Source organism: Prosthecobacter sp. (assembly GCF_014879935.1).
Classification (GTDB): Bacteria; Verrucomicrobiota; Verrucomicrobiia; order Verrucomicrobiales; family Verrucomicrobiaceae; genus Prosthecobacter.
This window is the reverse complement of the sequence record NZ_JACSRD010000011.1, coordinates 1-2,364: the sequence shown is the minus strand read 5'-3', so window position 1 is coordinate 2,364 and position 2,364 is coordinate 1. Positions and strand designations below refer to the sequence as shown.

Genomic DNA, 2,364 nt, shown 5'->3' with positions numbered 1-2,364 from the left:
ACAATCTGGCTGGCAGCGTCGTCGGACACGCCGCCGACCATGATTGACAATTTCCGAACTGCGGATGAGGATAAATCCCCACTCTTGAGCGGCTGACCTCCAAGGGTGGCAAGACCTCAATGCAATCCTGAACCACCTCAAGCCATGGCGCAGTCCTTTCCCTCCCTGGAAATTGGCCGGCTCTCCCATTCGTTGGAAGCGGCGGTGATCAGTATCGGCAGGGCGGATGACAACATGGTTGTTCTCGATGATGCGTCCGTTTCGGGTCACCACGCTGAGATCGAGCAAACCGAAAACGGCCTCGTTCTCCGCGATCTGGGATCGACGAACGGAACCAAGGTCAATGATTTGCCGGTCACTGAGGCTGTGCTCAACGATGGGGATACCATTTGCTTTGGTTCGATGAAAGCGGTTCTCCGCACAACTTGCCAATCGGAGTTTAGCGCCGCCAGGGAGACAGGCTTGATTGCGGATCACGTTCGGAGAGAACTAGATGAGCAACTGCAAGCCGGTCAAATCTCCCAGGCTGACTACAATCGTAAAATCGAAGTTCTGGAGGTTGCGGGAAAGATGATTCGGACCACACCGGGTCCTGATGATGCTATTGGCACGAGCGCGACACAAGCAGACCAGGGCATCGCTCCGCCACCACTGCCAGAGCCTGCCTCAACTGGGCGGCGATCATTTGCAATGCATGTGGCTACTGCCTTGGCTCGACTTGTGAAGTTCTGGAACGCGCTGCCGCTCCCTGAAGCTCGATACGTTTTGTTGATGCTCTGCCTGATGGTCTTGATCTACAAGACTCCACCATTTCTGGCTGGCCCAGCAGCCTTCGGATATATCTTTGGAGCCATTGCTTGCGTGTTGCCTTACGCCGTAGGGAGATTTCGCCGAAGCAGGCTCACGGGACGCAGTACGCTCACCTGCCTCCTCGGAGGAGCAATCTCGTTCGGCATCCTGGCACTGCCTGTTGCCATCTATTGGGTGGTTCAGATGTTCCGCGAAAAGCGGTCACCTGCCACTGCTTGATCCACACTCCCACACGACCATGAACTCTGAGCTAAAACTTGCATTGGATCAGCAACTGGTATCAGGCGTGCTCAGCCCCGAAGACTATCTGAACTCGGTCCGGGAGGCCCTAAATGGAGAGACTGATTCGGTCGGGGCATCTGCACAGACACGGCTTGGGCAACCAAACCCGCGCCCCAAGTATCGCATCCGGCCCTGGATGTGGGGAGTGGCTGTGCCCGTGCTTCTGCTGATTCGTTTTGGCCAGATGCCTCGCACTCCAGTCAGCTATGATCCATCACAGTATGCTTCAAGCAGTCGGCTTTCAGAGGGGGAATCTCCATCGGCACCTAACCGAGAAAGGCTGCGTGACTACTATGAACAAACTGGCCCGCGAGACATCTTCTCGATGCCGAGCCAACCACCCAGTCGCCCCAACGCTCCTCCGCAGCAACATGGCGGACAGTCAATGAGTCAGGAGGACGCCTTCGCGTTGGGGCTTATCATGTCGCCGCTTCTCCAGCAGCAACAGGCATACGCCCAGCAGCAAGAACTCGCGAGGCAGCAGCAAATGCTGCGCCAGCAAGCTGAGGCTCAACGCCAGCAACAAGCTGCGGAATGGGCTCAGCGATTTCAATCCGGGGGAATGCCAGATTACGCACGTCCTCGGAATTCAGCGCCGTCAGCACCGACCCAGACGCAGCAAATTGGAGGGCCATACGTTTATGTCTGCGACCGTTGCAGTTTGATGCAAACCTATTCAGTCCAACCGGCTGTTCCTCCGCGCTGTCCGAGAGAGAATGGATTCCTGCGGTTGCGGAGATAGGCGGGCAATTCCCTGTTCATCACTTAGCGCATATAGGCTCGGTCACAGGAGCTAGAACTGCTTTTACATGATCCAATATGTAAAAATTGCTGGGGGGGGGAGAATGAACCACCCTCGCAGGCAGCTCACTTGCCCCAGCAAACGAGCCCAAACCCACGTCGCGCCCACTTGGATCGTGAGAACTCCGACCATGGGATCTCCTTCTGCCCGGTGAGGTGGTTGACCAGCGGCAGCCCCTCACCAGCAATGAACACGCGATTGGGTTTCTTTCCGTATCCGTAGATCACCACCCAATGGTGTTCGTCGGCACGCGGCGTTCGGGTGAGGGTGATGATGGGATAGCCCTGGTCGATGGTGCTGACGATCTTCTCGAAATCGAGGTTGTGGCGCTGGCTGACACCAATCCGATTGGCGCGAAGACTGCGGACGAGCTGGCTGGCTTGCAGTCCCGTGTCGTAATCAGGGCTGCATTCCTCGAAGAACTTTTTCAATGAGGCACCGGGACGGAAGGTGTGGAGGATCATGGCTCC

2 protein-coding genes are annotated in these 2,364 nt (G+C 56.7%); one reads left to right on the top strand and one right to left on the bottom strand.

Features of this window, described 5'->3' with window-relative positions; genetic code table 11:
* The first annotated feature begins 144 nt into the window (after positions 1 to 144).
* A complete protein-coding gene (locus tag IAE77_RS00130; RefSeq protein ID WP_294219622.1) occupies positions 145 to 1,029 on the top strand; it encodes an FHA domain-containing protein in 885 nt (294 codons plus the stop codon).
* A gap of 930 nt (positions 1,030 to 1,959) precedes the next feature.
* On the opposite strand, the gene IAE77_RS00125 is transcribed toward IAE77_RS00130, so the two are convergent.
* On the bottom strand, positions 1,960 to 2,364 hold a 405-nt coding region (locus tag IAE77_RS00125), incomplete at its 5' end, for a hypothetical protein (protein ID WP_294219621.1).

Coding starts and splice junctions, on each gene's coding strand:
- IAE77_RS00130 (WP_294219622.1), top strand. CDS start 145: ATGGCGCAGTCCTTTCCCTCCCTGGAAATTGGCCGGCTCTCCCATTCG.